Origin of the sequence: Pseudoruegeria sp. HB172150 (assembly GCF_013184805.1) — a bacterium.
In the GTDB taxonomy this organism is placed as follows: Bacteria; Pseudomonadota; Alphaproteobacteria; order Rhodobacterales; family Rhodobacteraceae; genus Psychromarinibacter.
Genome location: NZ_JAATNG010000001.1, coordinates 1,552,967 through 1,576,380, shown reverse-complemented (window position 1 = coordinate 1,576,380; position 23,414 = coordinate 1,552,967). Strand labels below are relative to the sequence as shown.

At 60.7% G+C, this 23,414-nt stretch carries 22 protein-coding genes; 8 read left to right on the top strand and 14 right to left on the bottom strand.

Translation table 11 applies throughout. The features are described from left to right. Positions 1-4 precede the first annotated feature (4 nt). The 7 genes from soxB to HCO70_RS07585 all read right to left on the bottom strand — a co-directional run bounded on the left by soxB (position 5) and on the right by HCO70_RS07585 (position 5,405). A complete protein-coding gene (gene soxB, locus HCO70_RS07615) occupies positions 5-1,702 on the bottom strand; it encodes a thiosulfohydrolase SoxB (RefSeq protein WP_172294598.1) in 1,698 nt (565 codons plus the stop codon). A gap of 87 nt (positions 1,703-1,789) precedes the next feature. Beyond that, positions 1,790-2,650 carry a sulfur oxidation c-type cytochrome SoxA gene (gene soxA / locus HCO70_RS07610; RefSeq protein ID WP_216665294.1) on the bottom strand — a complete coding sequence of 287 codons (861 nt, stop codon included), beginning with the start codon at positions 2,648-2,650 and terminating at the stop codon, positions 1,790-1,792. Positions 2,651-2,707: 57 nt separating this feature from the next. Beyond that, positions 2,708-3,037, bottom strand: coding sequence for a thiosulfate oxidation carrier complex protein SoxZ (gene soxZ / locus HCO70_RS07605; protein WP_172294596.1), 330 nt, complete (start codon positions 3,035-3,037; stop codon positions 2,708-2,710). A gap of 22 nt (positions 3,038-3,059) precedes the next feature. Further along, complete coding sequence (gene soxY, locus HCO70_RS07600) at positions 3,060-3,479, bottom strand: thiosulfate oxidation carrier protein SoxY (RefSeq protein WP_172294594.1); 420 nt, start codon at positions 3,477-3,479, stop codon at positions 3,060-3,062. Positions 3,480-3,505: 26 nt separating this feature from the next. Beyond that, positions 3,506-3,979 carry a sulfur oxidation c-type cytochrome SoxX gene (gene soxX / locus HCO70_RS07595; protein ID WP_172294592.1) on the bottom strand — a complete coding sequence of 158 codons (474 nt, stop codon included), beginning with the start codon at positions 3,977-3,979 and terminating at the stop codon, positions 3,506-3,508. A gap of 100 nt (positions 3,980-4,079) precedes the next feature. Beyond that, positions 4,080-4,658: a thioredoxin family protein gene (locus HCO70_RS07590; protein ID WP_172294590.1), complete on the bottom strand. Its 579-nt coding sequence runs from the start codon at positions 4,656-4,658 to the stop codon at positions 4,080-4,082. Between the two features lie 15 nt (positions 4,659-4,673). Beyond that, positions 4,674-5,405: a cytochrome c biogenesis CcdA family protein gene (locus HCO70_RS07585; RefSeq protein ID WP_172294588.1), complete on the bottom strand. Its 732-nt coding sequence runs from the start codon at positions 5,403-5,405 to the stop codon at positions 4,674-4,676. A 52-nt stretch (positions 5,406-5,457) separates the two neighbouring features. Here HCO70_RS07585 and HCO70_RS07580 point away from each other — a divergent pair, with 52 nt between their 5' ends. The 3 genes from HCO70_RS07580 to HCO70_RS07570 all read left to right on the top strand — a co-directional run bounded on the left by HCO70_RS07580 (position 5,458) and on the right by HCO70_RS07570 (position 7,346). After that, a complete protein-coding gene (locus tag HCO70_RS07580) occupies positions 5,458-5,844 on the top strand; it encodes a hypothetical protein (RefSeq protein ID WP_253913135.1) in 387 nt (128 codons plus the stop codon). Between the two features lie 118 nt (positions 5,845-5,962). Further along, positions 5,963-6,268 (top strand): helix-turn-helix transcriptional regulator, encoded by a 306-nt coding sequence (locus HCO70_RS07575; RefSeq protein WP_253913222.1) that lies wholly within the window; start codon positions 5,963-5,965, stop codon positions 6,266-6,268. A gap of 22 nt (positions 6,269-6,290) precedes the next feature. Then, positions 6,291-7,346, top strand: coding sequence for a YeeE/YedE family protein (locus HCO70_RS07570; RefSeq protein ID WP_172294584.1), 1,056 nt, complete (start codon positions 6,291-6,293; stop codon positions 7,344-7,346). A gap of 7 nt (positions 7,347-7,353) precedes the next feature. Here the strand turns inward: HCO70_RS07570 and HCO70_RS07565 are convergent, their stop codons facing one another. From HCO70_RS07565 to HCO70_RS07545, 5 genes are read right to left on the bottom strand one after another with little or no spacing between them, the layout of a single operon-like run. Further along, positions 7,354-8,277: an ABC transporter permease gene (locus HCO70_RS07565; RefSeq protein WP_172294582.1), complete on the bottom strand. Its 924-nt coding sequence runs from the start codon at positions 8,275-8,277 to the stop codon at positions 7,354-7,356. Then, entirely contained in the window at positions 8,274-9,230 is a 957-nt protein-coding gene (locus HCO70_RS07560) for an ABC transporter permease (protein ID WP_216665293.1), read from the bottom strand. The genes HCO70_RS07565 and HCO70_RS07560 overlap by 4 nt, the downstream gene beginning before the upstream one ends. A 30-nt stretch (positions 9,231-9,260) precedes the next feature. After that, on the bottom strand, positions 9,261-10,817 hold the full coding sequence (locus HCO70_RS07555) for an ABC transporter substrate-binding protein (RefSeq protein WP_172294578.1): 1,557 nt from the start codon (positions 10,815-10,817) through the stop codon (positions 9,261-9,263). 31 nt (positions 10,818-10,848) lie between these two features. Further along, the gene (locus tag HCO70_RS07550; protein ID WP_172294576.1) at positions 10,849-11,898 is read right to left on the bottom strand and encodes an ABC transporter ATP-binding protein; all 1,050 of its coding nucleotides are present in this window, start codon (positions 11,896-11,898) and stop codon (positions 10,849-10,851) included. Further along, positions 11,895-12,914 carry an ABC transporter ATP-binding protein gene (locus tag HCO70_RS07545; protein WP_216665292.1) on the bottom strand — a complete coding sequence of 340 codons (1,020 nt, stop codon included), beginning with the start codon at positions 12,912-12,914 and terminating at the stop codon, positions 11,895-11,897. Before HCO70_RS07545 ends, HCO70_RS07550 begins: the two co-directional genes overlap by 4 nt. A gap of 489 nt (positions 12,915-13,403) precedes the next feature. Between HCO70_RS07545 and HCO70_RS07540 the strand changes: the two genes are divergently transcribed. The 3 genes from HCO70_RS07540 (at position 13,404) to HCO70_RS07530 (ending at position 16,642) form a co-directional block, all read left to right on the top strand. Continuing rightward, positions 13,404-14,381 carry an aldo/keto reductase gene (locus tag HCO70_RS07540; protein WP_253913134.1) on the top strand — a complete coding sequence of 326 codons (978 nt, stop codon included), beginning with the start codon at positions 13,404-13,406 and terminating at the stop codon, positions 14,379-14,381. Between the two features lie 72 nt (positions 14,382-14,453). Beyond that, positions 14,454-15,539, top strand: a complete 1,086-nt coding sequence (locus HCO70_RS07535) for an amidohydrolase family protein (protein WP_172294566.1) — start codon at positions 14,454-14,456, stop codon at positions 15,537-15,539. 2 nt (positions 15,540-15,541) lie between these two features. Further along, entirely contained in the window at positions 15,542-16,642 is a 1,101-nt protein-coding gene (locus HCO70_RS07530; protein WP_172294564.1) for an amidohydrolase family protein, read from the top strand. A 31-nt stretch (positions 16,643-16,673) separates the two neighbouring features. Here the strand turns inward: HCO70_RS07530 and HCO70_RS07525 are convergent, their stop codons facing one another. Continuing rightward, a complete protein-coding gene (locus tag HCO70_RS07525; protein WP_172294562.1) occupies positions 16,674-16,895 on the bottom strand; it encodes a hypothetical protein in 222 nt (73 codons plus the stop codon). A 1,114-nt stretch (positions 16,896-18,009) separates the two neighbouring features. Then, complete coding sequence (locus tag HCO70_RS07520) at positions 18,010-18,714, bottom strand: TetR/AcrR family transcriptional regulator (protein WP_172294560.1); 705 nt, start codon at positions 18,712-18,714, stop codon at positions 18,010-18,012. Positions 18,715-18,936: 222 nt separating this feature from the next. On the opposite strand from HCO70_RS07520, the gene HCO70_RS07515 reads away from it, so the two are divergent. Together HCO70_RS07515 and HCO70_RS07510 are read left to right on the top strand one after the other, a co-directional pair. Beyond that, positions 18,937-20,004: an efflux RND transporter periplasmic adaptor subunit gene (locus HCO70_RS07515; protein ID WP_253913220.1), complete on the top strand. Its 1,068-nt coding sequence runs from the start codon at positions 18,937-18,939 to the stop codon at positions 20,002-20,004. A 21-nt stretch (positions 20,005-20,025) separates the two neighbouring features. Beyond that, entirely contained in the window at positions 20,026-23,157 is a 3,132-nt protein-coding gene (locus HCO70_RS07510; RefSeq protein ID WP_172294558.1) for an efflux RND transporter permease subunit, read from the top strand. Positions 23,158-23,414: the final 257 nt, after the last annotated feature.

Here is a 23,414-nt window from a genome sequence, read left to right as displayed (position 1 = left end):
TAGTTCAACCGGTGACAACCTGGACGCTGTTATTGGGATCGAGAGTGACGGTGCCCATCCGCCGGATGTGGCTTTCTACCACGTCCCAGATCTGCGGCCCCTCGGTGCCTTCGTTGACGCTGGCCCAGCCCGCGACGACATAGCTGTGTGCCGGGTCGATCGCCTCGCCGGTCTTCAGTAGTGTCATGTCGCTGATGCGTTCGCCCTGCGGCTTGGTGATGTCGATGCGATAGCCAAGACCGCCCGTGCGCACCATGTCACCGCCCTGCTGGTAGTACGGATCGGGGTTGAAAAGGTTATCGCCCACATCTTCCAGTACGATCTTCAGGAACTCGCCGGTCATCTCGGTGCGATAGGCCTCGCCATAGGTCATCGAAGTGACGTTCCAGATATCCTCGCGCTTGATCGGGTCGCCGGGCATCAGGCTCGGCCCCCAGCGGACACCTGGCGATAGAGCGATTTCCGCCTCTCTCTCTTCCAGCAGCGCCTGGCAGATCAGGTCGTCCCATGAACCGTTGAAGTTGCCACGCCGGTACAGCAGAGAGTCGGTCGTGCCGACGACCTCTTCCAGATCTGCGAGGTACGGCGCGCGGATCTCGTCGATGACTGTGGTCATGGCCGGATCGGGCGCGATCACGTCCGAGAAGACCGGGATCAGCTTGTGTCGGAAGCCCAACATCTGCCCGTCGCGAACGTCGAGATCGACGCGGCTGACAAACTTGCCGTTGGATCCGGAGGCGATGATGATCGTCTCGCCCACAACCACCGGCTCCGGCAGCGCATCGTGGGTGTGGCCCGAAAGGATCACGTCGATGCCCGAGACGATGCCCGCCATCTTGCGATCGACGTCGAACCCGTTGTGTGACAGCACAACTACCAGTTCGGCGCCCTGCCCCCTGACTTCGTCGACCATCTCCTGCATATGTTCGTCGCGGACACCGAAAGAGTATTCCGGGAACATCCATCCGGGGTTGGCGATCGGCATGTAGGGGAAAGCCTGACCGATGACGGCGATCTTCACACCGCCGCGCTCGAACATCTCGTAGGGTTTGAAATACTCGGCGGGCTCGTCCCATTCGGCGTCGAAAATGTTTTGGCCTAGCGCCGCGAAGGGCAGGCTCTGGACATGCTCCAGCACCCGCTGGGTGCCCAGCGTGAATTCCCAGTGAAAGGTCATCGCGTCGGGCTTCAGCGCGTTCATCGCGGTGACCATGTCCTGCCCTTCGGTCTGGTAGCAGGTGTAGGAACCGTGCCAGGTATCACCGCCATCCAGTAACAGCGCGTCCGGCCGGTCGGCACGTATCGCGTTCACGACGGTCGACACGCGGTCCAGCCCGCCCATACGGCCATAGCCCTGACCGAGAGCCACGAAGTCATCGTAGCTCAGGGCATAATGCGACGGACTGCCATCTTCGATGCCGTAGAACCTACGGAACTCGGCTCCGGTGATATGCGGCACCCGTCCCTTGTTCTTGCCCACGCCGAGGTTGATTTCGGGCTCGCGGAACCAGATCGGTTTCAGCTGTGCGTGAATGTCGGTGACGTGGACCAGTGTCACGTTGCCGAATTTTTCGAAGGACAGAAGGTCGTCCTGCGTCAGTGCCTGCTGCGCCGCCAGGCGCGACCAGTTGCCGAACCCCGAGCCACCATAAAGTGCCGCAGACGCCATGGCCGCCTGCAGAAAATCGCGACGAGAAATCATGCAGTGGCCCTCATTTAATTAACATTCGCATAAGTGCATTTCTTCAGGACGAAAAACCCGTGTCCGCAGACCGGACACGGGCGTTGACTACTGACGGACCGCCGGGGTTTCGACCGACAGGCCGTTGCCCCGCGAGGCCACGTAAAGTTCCAACGCGCGGAACTCGTCGGAGCCTTCGGCGAAAGTCTCGGCGCGCGTGTCGCGGATGCATCCCCGGAAACGATTGTGCTTCGATATCAACTTGGCCTGCTTCAGACGATATGTCGGGAAGCCGTTGATTTGCCCCTGGCTCAGGTGATCTGCGCGGATCATGTTGCCCCAGTTGTCCTCATGGCAATTGGCGCAGGACAGTTCAAGCTGGCCATAGCGGGTATAGTACATATCCTTCCCCTGCTGCCAGAAGGGGGCTGCGGGCCCGTCGATGGCCACATCCATGGTCATGCCGCGCGACTGCAATCCGATCAGCGCGACCATCGACTGCATGTCGTCACCGGACCACTTCCAAGCCTCGGTCTGCATCCGGTCTGTGCGGCACTCGTTGATGAGGTCCTCCATCACCACCAAGTTGCCGTCCTCGCCAACCTTCGGCATGTGCGCGGTGAGCCCGGCAAAACTTTCCACGTCACCGTGGCACGAGGCGCAGCTTTCGCCGGCATCTCCCTCGACCGTGTCAAAGGCTTCCAGTGCCGCATCGACAGCCAGCATCGCTGGATTGTCGAAGTCATCCTCCTCCAGCGCCTGTGTTTCGTCGGTGCGGAACCGCCAGCCGGAATAGATCGTGCTGATGTACTCCATATGATCGGGCGCCGGAGCTTCGGTGATGATGGTGGTGTCACCGTTGATGATCAGTTCGTCGTCGTCCGGACCACCGAAGGCGGGTGCGGCCAGCCCAGTGACCACCGCAATGGCGGTCGCGGCACTTAGGCCGGGAGCGCTCATTCTATTCATATTGTTTCCTCCCCTGAGTTGCTTCGACAGTTGCCCGCCGAAGCTGCCGTTGGTGGGTCAGCCGACCGTGATCGGCTCCGTGGTTTCGTAAACCGAGCCGTCGTCGTCATACCAGGTGAAGTGGAATTCACCCGATTCCGGAACTGTCGCTTCGAATTCGAAGTAGGGATTGGTCGAAATCGCGGGTTCGAGCGTCACGTCTAGGACGTTCTCACCGTTGAAGTCCACTACGAAGCGATTGATAATCGAGCGCGGTATTGCGTTGCCGTCGCTGTCCTTACGCTGGCCCGATTCCATCTGATGGCTGATCAACGTTTTTATAGTGATCGCTTCGCCGGCCGTTGCCGTTTTCGGAACCTTGACGCGCGGTTTCACGCCTTCTGCCATTTTATTATTCCTTTTCCTGAACTTAGCCGCCGCAGCCGCCGATGGTAACCTTCACTTCCTTTCGGTCGCTGGCGAAGCTCCCGTCGGCCATTTTGGCAATGGCGACAACGTCCTGAGTGCCGGCTAAGCGGATACGAGTCGATGCCGTCTGCGAGGCTGCCAGCGGGCCGAAATTGAAGGTGGCAACGCCAGGGTTAGGGTTGCCAGCAGCCAACACAAGGATCGACGCCGCGCCGGGTGCCGATACTTCGATCGGGACAGTGTTGCCATTCTCGGCGATTTCCGGCGCGGTCAGAGTTACACCACCGCTGCCAACCTCGGCTCCGCCGGTGAATGCGGCAATGTCATCTTCGACTGCAGCTAGCGCGGGACGGAACGGCAGCGCAACGGCAGCCGCTGTGCCCAGCCCCAGAGCCAGCGATTGGCGTCGTGTGAAACTCATCGATATTCCTCCAATTCCTGCCTTTTTCACTCTTCCTTCAGGGTCATCAGAAAGGCGACCACGTCTTCGATTTCCTGCGCCGTCAACAGCGGGCCGAGCAGCCCGTCCGGCGCCTTGCCGGAATAGGCATCGCCGGGGCGGATATAGCCATCGTTCTTGTAGAATGACGGCATCATGGATTCGGGAAACATGATCTTCGCATTGGCCACGATCCCGCGCAATTCGGCCTCGGTCCATCGATCCGCTGCGCCGTCGAGCATCGGCCCAATCTCGCCGTGGAACGGCAGATCGGACAGCGCTGTTACTTCGTGGCAGGCGATGCAGTTGCCCGCACCCTTATTCATGATCTGCCGGCCGTTTTCCGGATCGCCAGGAACCCCGCTTAGCGAATTCGAAACCGCTCCATCTTCGAAGACCACTTCCGAAGGCTCCGGTGGTCCGGCAAACGCAGAACCAGCGACTACCACGCCCGCCGCGGCGAGCATCCAAGTTCGTTTCATGTCTCCTCCCGAGTATTTTGACACGTAGCTTAGACCGGCCCGAGCCGTAGACGCAACAATAAATTCATAAGAGTGAATAATACATCGCGTTCCCGGCACATCAGTCGGCGCTGCCATTGTCGCGTTCCTGGATTCGGCGGGCATGATACCGCTGAAAGTCCTCTTCTTGCTGATTTAGGTAGCCCTCTTCTACTACCCAAGTCAGCATATCCAAGGTTGTGCCGGGACCAAATGCGCCGGGCATTACTGCAACAGCAGCCTGCGGCGCGGCTTGACCCTCGCTTACCTCTTCCGGAAAGAACATGATTGTAGGCGTAAACAAAAGCCCCCATTTCCGGGCCATGTCACGCTCTTCGAGAGTTTCGCCATCGAAATCGGTCACTTCAGTGGATCCATGCAGGTTCATCTGGACCACGAAGTAGTGCTCGCTGATGAAACCGGCGATCTCGGGGCGCGGAAACACGTCTTCATGCATCTTGGTACAGTAGATACAGCCGCGCTGCTCAACCATCAGCATCAGGCGCTTGCCTTCCGCATTGGCTTCGGCGAGGTCCTCTGCAAGGTCTTTGAAGGTGTCGCGCATCCAGTCGGTCTTATGCAGACCGTCGTCGCCCATCTCCACTGCACCAGCCGTGCCGGCACAGGCCAGCACCAAAATTGCAATCAGATAACCTTTCATGTCGTCCTCCCTTGGTTAACCAATGCCCGGCCAGAAGCCGACCATCCAGTTGGCAATCCAGTTGACTGTCTCTGTTGCGATCAGCAGACCGAAGACGATCAGCAGGACGCCCATGGCCTTTTCTATCTTTCCCAGGTGCCGACGGAAGCCTCGCATCCAGTCGAGGAAAGGTCGGATGAAAAACGCGGCAATGACAAACGGCGCCGTCATTCCGATGGCATATGCCAGAAGTAGCCCCATCCCCTCGCCTACCGTCTCCTGCCCACCGGCCATGAATAGGATCGCCGCCAGAACCGGGCCGACGCAGGGCGTCCACCCGAAAGCAAAGGCCAGACCAATCACATAGGCACTCAGAACGCTCGTGTTGGAGGTGTCGCCGGCGCCAGTGTTGAACTGCCGATACAGGAGCCCGATTCTGATCACCCCTAGGAAATGCAGCCCCATCGAGATGATCAACGCGGACGCCATCCAGCGCAGCACATCGAACCATTCCCTGACTAGCTGGCCGAAAACTGTTGCTGCGGCACCGAGCGCGACGAAAATCGTGGCGACACCCATAGCGAACATGATCGACGCCAGCACCGCGCGCTTCCTGACGCCGGGCGGCAATTCCTCATCTGATTGCAGCGCGTTGAGCCCGGCTCCAGCCAGATAGGACAGATAAAATGGCACGATCGGCAGGACGCATGGCGACAGAAATGAGAGCAAACCGGCAAAGAGAGCGCCCGCAAGTGTGATGTCGAACATTCTACCCCCGGTCGCTTGTCGAGTTCGCATAATCATATTAAATTAGTTAAATATGATTGGTCAATTCATCATACGCATCCTGATCGCTGCGGCCGTGTTTAGTACCGTAATGCTTCGGCCCGCGCAGACGGAAACGTTGCTGATTATGGGCGAACAGCGCGGATGCATATACTGTGCCCGCTGGAATACCGAGGTAGGGCCGGAATATGACAAAACCGCCGAAGGCAAGGCGGCGCCCTTGGTGCGCATCGACATACATAAGCCCATGCCCGACGGAATGAATTTTGTTTCGCCGCTGCGAATTTCACCGACCTTCGTACTCTTACAGGATGGTGTAGAGGTGAGTCGGTTGGAAGGTTATCCCGGAGAAGATTTTTTCTGGGGACTGTTGCAGCGCATGTTGAAGGATGCGGGGATTGACTACGATGTCGCAGGATAGTGTGCTACCCAACATGGCAGCAACCGACATATTCGGATCCGGCAGCGGGCCCCTTCCCGAAAAGGATGGCGCCGCGCGCCGACTTCCAGTCATTTCGAAATCGACGACAACGGAAGAGATGGACCGCATTGCAAGCAATGCGGAACGAGCGTCCAACTTTCTGAAGGCGATCAGCCATGAAGGAAGGCTAATGATCCTGTGCCATCTGGCTACCGGAGAGAAATCTGTCACGGAACTGGAGGAGTTGCTGTCGGCCCGCCAGGCGGCAGTCTCGCAACAGCTAACACGCCTGCGGCTGGAAGGGCTTGTGCGCCCTCGTCGCGATGGCAAGGCAATCTACTATAGCTTGACCGACGATCGCTCGACTCAAATAATTAGCGTCGTCTACGACCTCTTCTGTCGGGACAGCGCGCCGGATACCTGACCGGCGCATGGGAGGAAATCAGATGCTTGACGTGCTCGGTGAACCGCTCGCCGCGGCGATTGTCGGGTTGTTCGGCGGCATACTATTAGGACTCGCCGCACGACTTGGGCGTTTCTGCTCTTTGGGCGCAATTGAGGACGCACTCTATGGCGGCAGCTTTGGGCGGCTGCGCATGTGGGGCATTGCAATCGGCACAGCTGTCGCCGGAACCTTTTCTACCTATGCGCTTGGCTGGACTGCTCTGGAAGACACCATTTATCTGAGTTTCAACTGGAACCCACTGGCCAGCGTATTCGGCGGGCTGGTGTTCGGCTACGGCATGGCGATGGCGGGAACCTGCGGGTTCGGTGCGTTGGCTCGATTGGGTGGCGGCGACATAAGGTCCTTTATGATCGTGCTGGTCATGGGCTTAGCCGCCTACATTACCATCTCCGGGCCGCTAGCGGGGATGCGGGTGTGGGTATTTCCGCAGGAACCGGTCATCGACCGCGTGCCAGGAATAGCACATTTCCTCGCCTCAGCCGCTGGGCTAGACGTGGCGGCAACCGGAATTGCCATCGGCCTCGTTTTGCTGGCGATATCCGTATGGGACGCTGACATCCTCGCCAAACCCGCAGTAATCGGCTGGTCGATTGTCGTCGGTCTCGCCGTGGTCAGCGCTTGGATCGGCACAAGCTGGATCGCAGCCAACGGCTTCGACGCCCCGGAGGTCGTATCGCACACCTATGCTGCTCCGCTGGGCGAGACACTGCTGTTCCTGATGATATCCTCGGGGCGCTCGATCAGCTTCGGCGTTGGTTCGGTGGCGGGCGTATTGGCGGGTGCGTGTCTTGGCAGCCTGATCAAAGGCAGCTTTCGCTGGGAGGCCTGCGAGGATCCGAGGGAGTTGCGGCGCCAGATTCTCGGCGCGGCGCTGATGGGTATCGGGGCGGCCATAGCGATGGGCTGCACCGTCGGTCAGGGACTGTCAGGCTTCTCCGTCCTCGCCGTCAGCGCTCCGGTCACGATTGCGGCCATCACTGCGGGAGCGGCTGTTGGACTCTGGCAGTTGATCGGAGGCTTTGCCGCCTCCGAATGAGCGCGCGTTACCGTTTTTTCTTGATCGTCGGGTCGAGCAGGACGCGGATCGACTCCCCAAGCGTGTTGAACGCGAGCGCCGTCAGCAGGATCGCAAAACCTGGTGCCAGCATCTGTGCGGGCGCCACCTCGACATAATGATAGGCGCGCGCCAGCATGCCGCCCCAGCTCGATTCCGGCGGCTGAACACCGAGCGAGAGGAAGCTAAGACCAGCTTCGGCCAGCAGCGCCACAGCCAGCATCAACGTGATTTCGACGATCACCGGCTGAATCGCGTTCGGAACGATGTGCCTGACTATCAGATGCGCGCGTGACGCTCCGAAGCCGGTCGCCGCCTCCACGTAAACTGCGTTCTTCACCACCAGTGTTTGAGCGCGCATGGTCCGCGCGATTACCGGCGCAAAGGAAAAGCCAACCGCGATCATTGCGTTTGTCAAGCCGATGCCCAAGGCGCCGGTAACGGCAACGGCCAGAACCAGTGGTGGAAACGCGAGGATGGCGTCGATTACGCGGCTGACCGCCTCATCAATCCAGCCGCCAACGAACCCGATGACGACCCCGACCGGAACGCCGATGGCTACCGCGATCCCGACGGCGAGCCCCGCCGCGTAGAGCGCGTTGTAAGAACCATAGAGCAACCGGCTGAAGGTGTCGCGGCCAAGGTCGTCCGTTCCCAGCCAATGCGCCGAGCTTGGCGGCATCAACAAGTCCATCAGGTTCTGTTCGTTCGGGTCGTAAGGGGCGAATAACGGCGCAAGGATCGCTGCAATCACGAGAATCGCCAGATAGGTGATGCTGATCGCCGCTCGCTTATCGTGCTTCAGCCAGTTCCAAAGCCACGTCGCAACGCTTTCCTGCCGTGGCAGTGCAGCCACCGCCGCGCGTTCTGCAGAGGCCCTGACGGCAGCGTTGTTGTTCGTAGCGTCTGTCATGTCGAGGCTGCCACACGCGGATCGAGGAGCGCGTTCAGCACGTCAACGATCAGGTTGATAAGAATGACGTAGATCACCAGCACCAGTGCGATGCCCTGCACTACGGGAATGTCTTTGTTCAAGGCAGAATAGCTGATCAGGGCGCCAACGCCGGGAATGGCAAAGACCGCCTCGAGGATCACCGCGCTTGAGAACAGGCGATTCACCTGCAGGCCGGTAATCGTCAGCATCGTTGCGGCGACATTGCGGAGCCCATGTTTCCAGAGGATCGACGACGATCCGAGTCCCTTGGCACGAAGTGTGCGGAAGTGCTGCGAGGTCAGGACCTCAAGCAGTGCGCTGCGAACCTGCCGGGCGAGGACCGCAACCACGTTGGTCGACAGCGCCAGCGCGGGCAGCGTCGCATGACGCAACGCTTCGACTGGATCGTCCCAGAAACTGACGGCACCGGTCGCCGGGAACAGGTGCCAAGTCAATGAGAAATAGGTGACCAGGATGATCCCCAGCCAAAAGTTGGGTATGGCGACGCCGAGCGAGGCGAAGGACGTGATCAGCTTGTCGATGGTCGAGCCCTGCTGAGTCGCAGCGTAGATACCCATCGGAATTCCGATCACCGCGCCCAGCATCAATGCGTAAGCGACCAGAAGGATCGTGTGCGGCAGGCGGTCCGAGATCAGCTTCGCCACATCCTCGTTCGAATAGAGTGACTGGCCAAGGTCGAAATGCAGCACGTTCCACAGCCAATTCAGATATTGAACCAGCATCGGCTGGTCGAAGCCGTGGATGCGTCGAATTTCGTCGATCCGCTCCTGGGTGGCGTAGTCGCCGGCCAAGACGATTGCAGGATCGCCGGGCATAATGAAGACGAGCGAAAACACGACAAATGTCGCGACGAGCACGACAGGAACTAATTGTCCCAGCCGCCGCAGGATCATTCGTCCGATAGCGTACATCATTGATCTCCCGGCGATCCGTTGTTTCAGTTAGGCCGCAATCCACACTTTGTGGAATCGCGGTCGCTGCGGAAGGCCGAATTCGAACCCATTCACTTCAGGTCTGCGGACGATCATACCTGCCGAAAGGTATTGCGGCAGGTGCAGCGCATTCTCGAGGACGAAACGCTGCATGTCGTACATGACCTTCTGGCGTGCATCCTGATCGAACGTCGAAAGTGACGCGTCCATGAGCGGACGATAGCCGTCGAGTTCGATCTCGCCGGCGTTCCGGTAGGCGGACGCCGAGAACACTCGATCATAGGCGAGGCTCGGGTCGGGCAGGCCGCCGGTCGGAGACAGCAATTGGTCGCCCTGCTTGTCTCCAAGGAAGTTCTGCATTGCCTGGGGTGGTGTTGCGGGCGTCACCTTTAGCCGGATACCGGCCTCAGCCAGTTGCGCGCTGACGACCTCCTGCCGCTGCTGCGCGGCCTGATCAGGCCAGGCCCAGGTTTCGATCTCGATACCGTTGGAGTGCCCCGCTTCGGCGAGCAGCGCCTTCGCGCGGTCGATGTCATGGGTATAATAGTTCTCGGTCTCTGGATCGTTAGCCCAGAAGCCGGATGGGAACATGCTGCAGTGCCCCTGCCCGAGTTCCAGCATGATCACACGGTTGATATCCTCACGGTTGAGCGCCCAGTTCATCGCTTGGCGCACCTTTACGTCGGCCAGCGGGCCGCGTGCGTAGTTCAGGAAGGACGTATAGTAGATCAGCGAGGGCGTCGCTTCTGCCTCCAGGTCGCCGGAACGACGGGCAACGGCGATCTGCTGTGCGCCGAGGTTCAGCGCGATATCGGCTTCGCCCGCGGTGACGGTCCGGGCCGCGGTGTTCAGCTCGTTGATGATGCGCAGATCGATGGCGTCGAGGTAGGGCGCGTCAGCCCAGTAGTTCGTGTTGCGCTCGACCTTGATCAGGTCGTTGTCGCGCCATTCGACGAACTTGAACGGCCCTGTGCCTACGGGCGCTCTGTCGACATTGCCGTCCGCCGCTTCCTTGACGGACTTCGGCGACACGATCAGGCCGGGCCGGTCGGTCAGCACCGCGGGCAGCGAGGCGTCGGGACGGGTCAGCTTGATCGAGACCTGCATCGGCCCGGTCGCTTCGACAGTGTCGATGGAGGCCACGTCGGATTTGACGTTCGATCGCGGATCGTCCTTACAGCGCGTCAAGTGGAACACCACCGCGTCGGCGTTGAACGGCTCGCCGTCATGGAATTCGACGCCCTCCTGGAGTTCAAGTACCAGCGTCGTCGGGTCGGTGAACTCCCACGACTTCGCCAGCATCGGCTTCAGTTCAAGCGTCGAGGGTTCGAACCCGATCAGCGCGTCGAAGATCGTGTAGAGCGTGTTGAAATCCGGGTTGTTGCGGCCCGTCAGCGGGTCGAGCGCCGCCGGGTTGTAGGGCATCGCGACCCGCAGTGTGCCGCCGCTGACAGGCTGTGCCTGCGCGCGCACCGTCGCCGGCACCAGAAGCGATCCGCCGACCGCCGCCGCGCCCTGCAGAATCGTGCGGCGGCTCACGCCGGACAAGTGGGTTCCGTTCTTCATGTCTTAGGTTCCTCCTCTTTGTGGGCAGGCATCAGGCCCGGCCGTCGTGTCGAAGTTCGACAGGTTGCGCCGTGGCGGCGCGGGCACCGTTGTCACCGGGCCTTATGGTTGTTGTGTCTGAATGGCGTGCCAGCATCTCTTCGGCGAAGTGGCAGGCGACATAGCGGCCCGGCATCAGTTCGCGGGTCGCGGGCACCTCGCCCGAACAGCGTGCCTCGGCTCGCGGGCAGCGGGTGTGGAACCGGCAGCCGGTGGGCGGTTTCGCCGAGTTCGGGATTTCGCCCTGCAGGATGATCCGGCCCCGGCGCTCTGCGGCATCCGCGGCAAGCTTCGGCTCTGCCGAGCCCAAGGCTTCGGTATAGGGGTGCAGCGGACGGTCCATCACTTCGCGCGCCGGGCCGAGTTCCACGATGGTCCCGAAATACATCACCGCCACGCGGTCGGAGATGTGGCTGACCACGCGTAGGTCGTGGCTGATGAAGACATAGGTTAGCTTCAGCTCGTCCTTAAGCCGCGAAAACAGGTTCAGCATGTCGGCCTGGATCGACACGTCGAGCGCCGCGACCACCTCGTCGCAGACGATCAGTTCCGGGTCGAGCATCAAGGCGCGGGCTATGTTGACCCGCTGCTTCTGGCCGCCGGACAACTCGTGCGGATAGCGGTTCGCGAACTCCGCGGCGAGCGACACTCGGTCGAGCATCTCGTATGCCTTCTCGCGCCGTTTTTCGCGGCTGCCGATGCCCGCGATGTTCAGCGGTTCGCAAAGGCTTTGCAGGATCGTCATCCGGGGATCGAGCGCTGCGTTCGGGTCCTGGCTGACCATCTGGCACCGCCTGCGGTGCCGGTTCAGCTGGCGCCGGCTCAGCGCGAAGGGATCGACGTCCCGGTGCCTGACTTCGCCGTCCGAGGGGTTGATCAGGCAGACAAGGCAACGCCCCAGCGTCGACTTGCCGGAACCGGATTCACCTATAACCCCGAAAATCTCTCCATCCTCGACGGTGAAGGTCACACCGTCCACCGCGCGCACCGTTCCACCGAAGGTAACGTGCAGATCTTTGACCGTGGCCGCTGGCAACTTCATGCCGGCGCTCCTTCCAACGACAGTTGCCTTGCGCGATGGCACCGCACCAGGTGACCGCCGGTTTCAGTGAGCCGCTGCGTCTGGGAACAGGCGGCCTCGACGAACTCGCAGCGCGGGCGGAACCGGCAGCCCTCGGGCATATTGCGGAAGGAAGGCACTCGGCCCGCGATCGAGGACAACCCGCCGCGCGGCCTGTGCGCGTCGGGGATCGAGCGCATCAGCCCCGCCGTATACGGATGCTGCGGGTTCGAGATCACGTCGCGCACTCGCCCTTCCTCGACAATCTGGCCGGCATACATCGTTATGACCCGGTCGCAGGTCTCTGCCACCAGCCCCAGATCGTGGGTGATCAGCAGAACTGAGGTTCCGGTCTTCTGCGCCAGCTCCAGTAGCAAATCCATGATCTGGGCCTGGATCGTCACGTCCAGCGCCGTCGTGGGCTCGTCCGCCAGCAACAGTTTCGGCTCGCAGACCAGTGCCATCGCGATCATCACCCGTTGTCGCATGCCGCCCGACAGGGCCATAGGGTAAAGCCCGGCGCAGGTGCGCGGCGAGGCGATACCCACGCTATCGAGCGCCGCAACCGCGCGTTCGAAGGCTTCCTTGCGGCTGACCCCGAAATGCCGGCGCACAGTCTCGGCGATCTGTTCGCCGACCGTGAATACCGGGTCCAGCGCACTCATCGGTTCCTGGAAGATCATGCTGACGTGCCGGCCGCGGATGCGCCGCATGCGTCCTTCGGAAGCCGTTGCGAGGTTATGGCCGTCGAACTGGATCTGCCCCGAAAGCTGTGCGTCGCGCTTTGCGTGCAGACGCAGGATCGACAGGGCTGTCATCGACTTGCCGCTGCCCGACTCGCCGACCATGCCGAGGATCTCGTTTGGCCGAACCGAGAAGCTCACGTCATTCAGGACCTGCACCCAGCCGTGATCGTCCCTGAGCGACAGGTTCAGGTCGCGGATTTCGAGTATCCGGTTGCTTGCGGCGGCCTCGGCCGGCGCTGCCATCGCTGACATTCTGCTCCTCCCTGTCGTGCAGCTTGACGCCGCAACTGGCTTCCGTGCCGCGGCGCACCGCGAAATCTGCGTATCCATCCGGGACATTGGTTCGACGGCGACCCTGTACGCCATCCGAACTGGACGTGTCCCTCCCACACGTCCGTTCCTCCCATGATTCGCCGGCGCAACGACCGACATGTAGACATTCTTGCTCCAAAAACGGGATATGATCAATGAATTCGGTCACGATCACGCAAATCTGTATACATTTCCGGATCTGGCGGCTAGGAAGCAAAAGGGCTGGCCGGCCATGAATTCTCGACGTCGCCCAGGAATCATGAGCGTCTGCCGCACCTTTTTCCGTGTGGCCCGCACCGGTCGGGGAGGAGTGACCGTGCATTCGATCGCAATCGGGGTTTCGTGCCTCGGCAGTATCATTCGGCCACACCGGCCGGCAGGCCATCGGCAGGGATGGTTTTCGCCGTTCCCTCATCCGGGAAAGGCCGCATGATGGACTACGTCCGATTCGGATCGACGGGGATGCAGGTTAGTCGGCTGTGCTTTGGCTCGATGTCCTTCGGCAAGCCGACTGAGCTTCGACCCTGGACACTGGGCCTCGACGATGCCCGCACGATGTTTCGCGCGGCATGGGACGGTGGGATCAATTTCTTCGACACCGCCAACGTCTATTCGGAAGGAACGTCGGAAGAGATCACCGGCCAAGTCCTGTGGGATATCGCCCCGCGGGACGAGATCGTGCTAGCCACCAAGGTCTGTTCGCCGATGAAGCCGGGCCCTAACGGCCGCGGACTGTCGCGCAAAGCGATCCTGCACGAGATCGACCAGAGCCTGAAGCGGCTGGGCACCGACTATGTCGACCTCTACCAGATCCATCGCGCCGACCCGCTGACGCCGTTCGAGGAGACGATGGACGCGCTGAACGAAGTCGTGCGCGCGGGGAAGGCCCGCTATATCGGCGCATCGTCGATGTATGCCTGGCAGTTTCTGAAGTATCAGCAGGCGGCCGAGCGGATCGGCGGCGCGAAATTCGTGTCGATGCAGGATCAGGTGAATCTGATCTACCGCGAGGAAGAGCGTGAGATGCTGCCGCTTTGCCGTCACGACGGCATCGCGGTCATGCCATGGTCGCCGCTGGCCTCGGGCCGTCTGGCGCGGCCCTGGGGCGAAGAGACAGAGCGGACGCGGACCGACAAACGCATGGTCGGCACCTATGGCGACAGCCGCACTGTTGACCGCACCGTGGTCGAGGTGGTGCAGACCGTGGCCGAAGCGCGCGGCGTGCCGATGGCACAGGTCGCGATGGCCTGGGTTCTGCAGGTGCCTGGCGTGACCGCGCCGATCATCGGCGTATCGCGGCCGGGGCATGTGACCGACGCACGTGCGTCGCTGGATCTCACGCTGACGCCCGAGGAAATCGCGTTGCTGGAGGCGCCATACCGGCCCCGGCCCGTCAGCGGGTTCTGAGCGCGGCGGATCGGCGCAGCACTGGACGACGGCGCATCGCAGCGCCATTTGATGAAGACGAGGAGGAACGAAATGAACACGTTGGCTGAAGATCGCCCCGCAGCGGGCCTGTCCGTCGCCGGCTTGAACGCCATCGACTGCGACGTACACCCGCGCAGCCCCGGGCAGGCAGACCTGATGCCGTTCCTCGATGCCTACTGGCAGGACATGTTCCCTTACCGTGGCATCGACCGGCTGGAACTGGTCGGTTATCCCTCCAGCGCCCGGCCGTTCAATCCGCCCGGCGCGGCGGATGCCATCGCCTCTGCCGAGGCGCTGGGAAAGGCGCTGCTCGATCCGCTGGACCTGTCGGCGGCGATCCTGAACCTCGTGAACGGGGTGCAGGGGCTCTACGATCCCTACATGCAGGCCGCGACCTGCGGCGCAATGAATCGTTGGCTGGCCTCTGAATGGCTTGACCGCGATCCGCGACTGCGCGCCTCGCTGCTGGTGCCGTTCCGCAATCCCGAAGCCGCGGCCGAGGAGATCCGCCGGTATCGCGATGACAAACGGTTCGTGCAGATCCTCGCGCTCAGCATGGGCGAGGAACCGCTGGGCCGCCGCACCTTCTGGCCGATCTACGACGCCGCCGCGGAATGCGGTTTCGCACTGTGTGTCCATTCCGGCAGCGCCTTCCGCCACGCGCCGACACAATCGGGCTTCCCCTCCTACCTGGTCGAAGACATCATTCACTACTCGCAGGCCGCCGCGAACAGCGTGGCGAGCCTTCTGGCCGAGGGCGTGCTGGACCGCCACCCGGAGATGACGGTCGTGATGGCCGAAAGTGGCGCGTCGTGGCTATTCGCCACGATCTGGCGCCTGGCGAAAGAATGGCGCGGCATCCGGACAGAGGTGCCGTGGATCAAGAGCAGCCCCGAGGTGGTGATCGAGCGGCAGGTCAGGACGACCATCGCCCCCTTCGATGCGCCGCCGGGTTTTGACGAGATGCCGGAGCTGATGGGCTGCATGGGCGGCCCGGATCAGCTTTTGTTCGCGACCGACTTCCCGCACGACTACCAACGCGACGTCGCGCTCTGGCCCGCCGAGATCCCGGCGGACTGGGCGCAGGCCGTCGCTCGCGATAATGTCCTGAAAACCTATCCCCGGCTGGAGGTGTGATCATGGCCGATACTGTCCTTGAACGTCAGCCCGAAACCGAAAGCGAAGCCGCGCTGACCGTTGTCGACTGCGACATCCATCCCGGCTTTACCACGAAGGACGAGATCCTCGGCTATCTGCCGCAGAAGTACCGCGACTATGCCCGCGACTTCGGCGTTCGCCCGCCAAACTCGATCACCGGCGCCCTGGCCTATCCGCGCATGGGCCTTGGCATGCGGCAGGACGCTTTTCCGCCGGGTGGTGGCGCCGCGGCGTCCGATCTCGACTTCATGCGCGAACAGCATCTCGACCCGCTCAACATCGAGATCGGCATCCTGCAGTCGCTGAGCGCCGGGCCCTCGCTGATGGATCTCGATTTCAGTGCCGCCTATTGCGCGGCGATGAACGACTGGCAGATCGACAAGTGGTGCTCGAAAGAGGACCGCCTGCGCGGCACCATGGTCCTCCCGCAGGAAGATACGCCCGCCGCAGTCCGCGAACTGGAAGAACGGGCAGGTGACAAGCGGTTCTGCCAGGTCGGTTTCGTGCCGCGCGGGATGGAGCCATCGGGCCGCCGCCGCTACTGGCCAATCTTCGAGGCGGCAGAGGCGCACGGAATGCCCGTCGCGATGCACACCGCGCCCTTCGGCTGGCGCGAGAATACCGGCGGCGGCAATGCGTCGTTCTACATCGAGGAACATTACGCGGTGTCGAACGCCATCCAGTCCTCGCTGATCTCCCTGATCTTCGAAGGTGTCTTCGAACGCTTCCCGAACCTGAAACTGGTGCTGGTCGAGGGTGGCTTTGCCTGGCTGGTGCCGCTGATGTGGCGGATGGACCGCGAATGGGAACGGATGCGCGATGAAGTTCCGCATGTAAAGCAGAAGCCGTCGGAATACGTTCGTCGTCAGGTCTGGTTGACCACTCAGCCGGTCGAGGAGCCGCCGCGCGTCGCCGACATGAAGCATCTGATCCGCTGGCTGGGCGCCGACAAGCTGATGTTCTCGTCGGACTATCCGCACTGGGATTTCGACGATCCCACCCGCGCCTTCAAGATCGGCCTGAAGCCAGAGGAAAAGCAGGCGATCCTGCGCGACAACGCTCGGGCGGTCTATGGATTCTGATACTCTCCTCGGGCCTGCGCGTTAGCTGAGTTCACGCGCCGGGATGTTCGTCCCGGCGCGCTTTTGCATTGAGCACCGACTTCTCGCTGACCGTGTCGCTCGCTCGTTTCAGCGCCGCGAAGAGATTTGCGCCCGATACAATTCCGCCGCGTATCCCCTCCTTGTGTGCTACGGGACACGCGGTCTCCAACGCCTCCTCGTTGTTCACTGCGATCGCAACATTCATCAGGTCGCGGCGGAATGCACCGGGCACGAAGGGCAGGCCGATGCTTTCAAGGACATGCCTGCCGCAGGTGTCTTAGCCGGAGATAGCGCGAACGTAGCGAGGTTTGACACCGACGATCTATGTGCCTGCTTCTCGCTCCTTAAGCACCTTCGCATCACCCGAAATGCAGCCACTACCGACGACAACGCAGACGAATTGGTCGTCCCTTCCGCCTATCAGCTTGAGGATCTCACCAGCCATATCGAGATAGCCGCGCCAGTTGTCCGCGTCACTTTATCCGGCCAGAAGGTGCCTGGGTCGCAAACGAGGTCCTTCGTACGGGCAATCATCCGGTTGATAGCATTTCCTGTCAGCATGCCGCCAGCTGCAGGTACAATCTCCACCTCTGCTCCGAAAGCGCGCATGGTCACGAGTTTATCTTCAGAAAATCTTCCCGACGAAACGATGCAGGCGCGATATCCCCATGCGGTCCTTCATATTGCCGGTCACAATTGCGCCTTCCCACTCCAAATAGACACCGGCGCACTTTCGTCCGTGAGTTGCAGGATCATGATCAGCGGCATGTTTCCGATGTCGTCCATTGGCCCGACTCGGAAGCTTTCAAAGCGCAACTTACGGCTCTCGAATTGACTATATTCTTGCAAGTTAACAGGGGACCAAGGCAGATCGGGCGGTCTAATGAAAAATTTCACGGAAATTGCAATTAATCGTCGGTACAAATCTAGCTTCTCCATCACGCGGACGCTGGATCTCTTCACTGACAAATGGACGCTGCTAATCGTTCGATATCTATCTGGTATGCAAAAGACACGCTCGGCGCGCTGCGGGACAGTGAGGAACGTGTTCTGACAAACATTCTCGCAGACAGGCGGAAAAAGCGCGAGCAAGACCGGCATGTGCGGCGCGAGCCATACCATTAGCGACCGGTCCGCTATCGCTACTAGTTGGCCGAATTCGGCCGAGCGCTGGAGCCGGCCTAGCTTCGGATAATGCAGTGAGAGCATGGAGCTTTAGATGGCGGAGTGTTCGAGCTTGAGCCTGGTGCCAGCCTTACGGCGAGCAGCAACTGCATCGGACCGAACGCCTAGATTGTTGGATGCTGCGTCTATTGCGGCGGAATTGAATTAATGGCGTAATGGGATCATCTGGATGCCTTCGGAATTTTACCGCGAGCCGAAGCACCAGATACCATTTCGCTTCCGATCCCGGCGAGGAAGATGTCAAGTGCTAGTTCCGTGCGCGCACGCCTATCTTTGGCGTCCGGTCGGAACGTGTTGTCCAATAGAGCGTCGACCACCGGGACCTGTATCATATCGCGCAGGATCGCCGCAGCAATTGCAGTGTCCAGTTTACCGACCTCACCCCTGGCGACGGCTCGTTCCAGTTCTTCCCGGATCATCGCTTCCACACGTCGGCCACCGATTTCAAGGCAGCGCTGGCCGATACTGGGCGCTTCCGCCGAACTGTCGATGGCCAGTCGAAGGATCGCCAGTGGCAAATCCCAGGAGCCCCACTCCGTTCGCGCCTGAAACAGCAGGCGCAAACGGTCGTTTAGCGGCAATTCCTGCTCGTCCGAGCTCAGCGGCTGAAGGCAGCGGGAAACAAGATCGTCGAGATAGGCTAGCAGCAATGTCTCTCGATCACCGAAGATTTCGTAGAGCGTGCGCCGTGACATACCGGCACGCTTCGCAATCGCCGAAATCGTCAGGCCGTCGATGCCGCCTTCGGTGAACAAATCGTTTACGGCCACGAGGACGAGTTTCTTGCGTTCGCAGATGGACAAAACCTTGGGTCGGCCGGCGCGCGCCCGGCCGTGTTTATCATCCAGATTGTCAGCAGACGTCACCCGCGACGCTCCTTTCCTTACGCTGCAACGCAGAGAATGCTTGCATTTCCTCTCGTCAAAGAAATAAGAGACCCTAGAGTTTTATATTTTCTTGCCCGGCCCAAGGGCAAGGAGATTCGCCAATCCCCCGTTCTGGAGCCGCAAATGATCCGACTCTTGTACCACTTCTGCGGCCTACTTGTTCTTGCGGGCTCGACAGCTTCTGTGCACGCGCAGCAGGGAATGCCTCCGACTGCGGTCACCGTGGTGACCGTCCAACCGGAAACCGTGACCCTGGCGACCACGCTTCCCGGCCGGGTCCGCGCATCAGCGCAGGCGGAGGTTCGACCACAGGTCAACGGTATCATCACCGAACGTCTGTTCGAGGAAGGCACTCATGTCGAGGCCGGCGATACGCTTTATCGGATCGACCCGACGACCTACGAAGCGGCGGTGCTGCAGGCGCGGGCCCTTCTACGGCAGGCCGAAGCGCAGCTTTCCGCGGCCGAGCGTGAATTCGAACGGATTTCGGCCTTGAGCGACCGTGGTGTTTCCAGCCAGCAGGCGCTCGATGATGCGCTTTCCGGACGCGACTCGGCGCAGGCCGCGGTAGAGGTCGCAAAGGCGCAGTTGCAGTCGGCCGAGATTGAACTGAACCGCACCGAGATCCGCGCACGCCTGACCGGTCGCATCGGCCTGTCCGAGGCCAGCCCCGGCGCACTGGTGACCGCTAGCCAGGCCACCGCACTGACGACGATCCGCAACCTGGATCCGGTCTATGTCGATGTCACCCAGTCAGCGGCGGAACTGCTTGCCTGGCGCCGTGGCGAGACCGCGCGCGACCTAAAAGATGCCAATTTAGAAGTATCGTTGACACTCGCCGACGGCAGCGCATTCGGCCACAAGGGCCTGCTGACCGCAGCAGAACCGCATGTCGATGAGCAGACGGGCGTTGTAGTTTTACGGATGGAATTCGACAACCCTAACCAGTTACTGCTACCCGGTATGTACGTGCAGGTCGAAATGCCAACCACCACGATGGAGAATGTCTTCCTCGTGCCGCAGGAAGGTGTGACCCGCGACCGCCGGGGCAACGCGGTCGCCATGCTCGTCAATGCCGATAACACCGTAGAGGAGCGTACACTTTCCGTGGTTACAGACCAGGGTGCGACCTGGGTGGTTAGCGAGGGACTGAACCCAGGCGATCGTATTATTGTCGAAGGCCTGCAAAAGGTGCGGCCTGGCGCCACCGTTGCGCCCGAAGAACGTGTCGCAAGTCTCGAACCGGCCGACGCGCCGCAAGCAAACTGATCTTAGGGTCCGACCAACACCATGGCTCGTTTCTTCATTGACCGGCCCATCTTCGCATGGGTGATATCGATCCTCATCATGGGGGTCGGATTGTTGTCGATCTTTACCTTGCCGGTGGCCCAGTATCCGCAGATCGCTCCGCCGACAATCTCGATCCGCGCGGCCTACCCAGGCGCCTCGGCCGAGACAGTGGCCAACACGGTTACTCAGATAATCGAACAGCAGATGACTGGACTCGACGGGCTACGTTACATTTCGTCGAATTCATCCTCGGCCGGTACGGCCTCGATCACTCTGACCTTCGAGACCGGAACAGACCCTGATATTGCGCAGGTGCAGGTGCAAAACAAGCTGAGCCAGGCAATGCCGCTACTGCCCGAAAGCGTTCAACGGCAAGGTGTGCAGGTACAAAAATCCTCAGCCGGATTCCTGATGGTCATCGCGCTGATCTCGGACAATGGAAATTACGATGCCACTGACCTCAGCGACTACCTGCAAACCAATATCGTCGATGAAATGAGTCGGGTAGAAGGTGTCGGGTCAGTTCAGGTCTTCGGCGCACAATATGCAATGCGGATCTGGCTGGATCCCGCGAAGCTCGCTTCTTACGAAATGACGCCATCCGATGTCGTGAGCGCCGTCAGCCAGGAGAACTCCCAGATTTCCGCCGGTGCTTTCGGCAGCCGCCCGACTGAAGAAGGGCAAATGCTAAACGCGACGATCACCGCGCAGTCCCTGCTACAGACGCCCGAGGACTTTCGCCAGATCGTCCTGCGCGCCGACACAAACGGTGGCCTCGTTCTGCTGGGCGACGTTGCCGAGGTCGAGATCGGGGCGGAGAGCTATGAGTTCGTGTCGCGGTTTGACGGCCAGCCCTCTACCGGGATGGCGATCAGCCTCGCGCCAGGTGCAAATGCACTGGACACGTCCGAGGCTGTGCGTCACCGGATGGAAGAGTTCGCACAGTTCTTCCCCGAAGGGGTCCGGTATGTCGTTCCCTACGACACAACACCCTTCGTCGAGATCTCCATCGAATCCGTTATGCATACCTTGTTCGAGGCGATCGGGCTTGTGTTCCTGGTGATGTTGCTTTTCCTGCAGAATTTCCGCGCCACGATCATTCCGACACTGGCAGTTCCCGTCGTTTTGTTGGGGACGTTCGGCATCATGGCGGCACTCGGCTTCACAATTAACACGCTGACCATGTTGGCCATGGTGCTCGCAATTGGCCTGCTTGTTGACGACGCTATCGTGGTGGTTGAGAACGTCGAGCGGATCATGGAGGAGGAAGGACTTTCCCCCTACGAGGCCACCCGCAAATCCATGGGGCAGATCACCGGCGCCCTTGTTGGCATCGCAATGGTCCTTTCGGCGGTGTTTGTACCCATGGCGTTCTTTCCCGGCTCGACCGGAGTGATCTACCAGCAGTTCTCCGTCACCATTGTTTCGGCCATGATCCTGTCGGTCGTGGTCGCTTTGACACTGACGCCTGCGCTCTGCGCGACCCTACTAAAGAATACAGGACATGCGACCCGGCGCGGGCTCTATGGCATATTTAACCGGGCCTTCGACGGTATCACCCGCGGCTACGGCAGCACCGTCGGCTATATACTCCGTCGCCCAGTGCGTATCGGCCTGATCTACCTAATTCTGGTAGCGTCAATGGTGTCGCTCTTCATGCGGACGCCAACCGGTTTCCTTCCGGACGAGGACCAAGGAATCATGCTGGTCATCATCCAGGCACCTTCCGGCGCCACAATCGAACGCACCGAGCGGGTTTTGACGACAGTGGAGGAATACTTCCTCAACAACGAATCCGACGATGTCGAGTCTGTATTCGGCGTGGTCGGCTTCAGCTTCGCAGGACAAGGGCAGAACATGGCTTTGGCCTTCGTGCGACTAAAAGACTGGGAGGAACGAACTGATCCCTCCCAAAGTGTACAGTCCATCGCAGGTCGTGCATTCGGCGCCATGTCACAGATCCGGGATGCCTTTGTTTTCCCGATCGTCCCGCCCGCGGTACCGGAATTGGGTAACGTCGCAGGTTTCGATAGCTACCTCCAGGCGCGCGGCGGTCAAACTCACGAAGAACTGCTACAGGCGCGGAATATGCTGCTCGGCATGGCGGCGCAAAGCCCCCTGATTGCCTCCGCCCGCCCGAACGGCCTGGAAGATGCCTCACAGTTCAAGCTCGACATCGACTGGCGCAAAGCCGGTGCAATGGGTGTAAGCGCCTCAGACGTTTCGGGCCTGCTGTCGACGGCTTGGGCCGGCTCCTACGTGAACGACTTCGTCGACGAGGGGCGAATCAAGCGCGTCTATATACAGGGGCAGTACGATTCCCGCTCGACGCCCTCGGACATAGAAAAATGGAGGGTGCGGAACACCTCCGGCGGGCTGGTTCCCCTATCTAACTTCGCCACGGGTTCGTGGGTTCAGGGGCCGCAGGGTGTCTATCGTTACAACGGCGTACCTGCGATGCAGATCCAAGGCTCGCCCGCACCCGGCGTAACATCAGGCGAGGCGATGGCGGAGATGGAACGGCTAGCGGCGCTGCTCCCACCAGGATTCGCACTGGAATGGACTGGTCTGTCACTGGAAGAACAGCAGTCAGGCAATCAGGCGCCGCTGCTCTACGCGCTGTCATTGGCGGCCGTGTTCCTGTCGCTCGCCGCGCTCTACGAAAGCTGGACGATCCCCTTTGCGGTCATGCTGGCTATGCCGATCGGCGTGCTCGGTGCTCTGATTGGCGCGTGGCTTGGCGGCTACGAGAATGGTGTGTTCTTCCAGGTTGGTCTACTGACTGTCATCGGCCTTACCGGCAAGAACGCAATCCTCATCGTGGAATTTGCCCGGGATCTCCTTGAATCCGGCGAGTCTCTTTTTGAGGCCACGGTCAAGGCGGCGCGGCTGCGTTTTCGTCCGATCATCATGACCTCGATGGCCTTTTCGCTTGGTGTTCTGCCACTTATTCTGTCGACCGGCGCCGGCGCCGGGGGGCGCAATGCGATAGGTGCAGGAGTTCTGGGCGGCACGATATCGGCAACCGTTCTGGGCGTTCTGTTTGTCCCGCTGTTCTTCGTGATCGTGATCCGGCTATTCCGCCGCCGGCAGGCAACGGACGCGAACGATACAGCGCCGCAAGAACTCTGAGAGCTTTCTCGACCATTTGCGAGTTTAGGGAACATCGGCGTGCCGCTTACTTCGATAGCCTGGAGATCTTTGCATTGACCGTATCGCGTACGAATGCTTCGGCGGAGCTTTCGCACCAATAGCGTGGTCCGTATCGGTGGAATGCCCCCAATGGGTGCCCCGGGTAGATTGTCAATGCATGACGTGCGGGACCTCACCCTGTTTCTGGTCCGGGCGTCATGCGACCTTTCGGGTTGGTTGAAGTAAGGCCACAAAGG